This is a genomic window from Streptomyces sp. SID13726, from assembly GCF_010548375.1.
GTDB lineage: Bacteria > Actinomycetota > Actinomycetes > Streptomycetales > Streptomycetaceae > Streptomyces.
The window spans coordinates 1-445 of the sequence record NZ_JAAGLY010000433.1; the positions used below are offsets into that span (position 1 = coordinate 1).

The window sequence follows — 445 nt, forward strand, 5'->3', positions numbered from 1 at the left end:
CTCGGCGAAGTAGCCGGCCTCGATGGTCAGCGCCGTCTCGAAGTCCACCTGGGCGCCCTCGACGGCACACGCCAGGATGTTGCGCGGGGCCGGGTACGGGGCGCCGTTCAGCTGCTTCCTCAGGTTGGCCGGGAAGGCCGGGAGGTTGGCGGCGAACTTCGGGTTCGACGGCGTGCCGCCCGGGATGCGGTAGCCGGGTACGTCCCAGGGCTGCTTCGACTCGGGGTTGGCGTCGATGAAGGCGCGGGCCTTGGCCAGCATCTCCTCGGGGGTGGCGGCCAGTTCGTGGACGAGGCCGTTGTCGAGGGCGCGCTGCGGGTTGTACTGGGTGCCCTGGAGCAGGACCTTGAGCAGCGCGTCGGCGATGCCCATGAGGCGGACCGTACGGGTGACACCGCCGCCGGCCGGGAGCAGGCCGAGGGTGACCTCGGGCAGGCCGATCTTG

1 protein-coding gene is annotated in these 445 nt (G+C 71.5%); it reads right to left on the reverse strand.

Annotation, left to right across the window (positions count from 1 at the left end; genetic code table 11):
* Nucleotides 1-445: enoyl-CoA hydratase-related protein (locus G3I78_RS48450; protein WP_239158485.1), on the reverse strand; the 445-nt coding region annotated here is incomplete at both ends.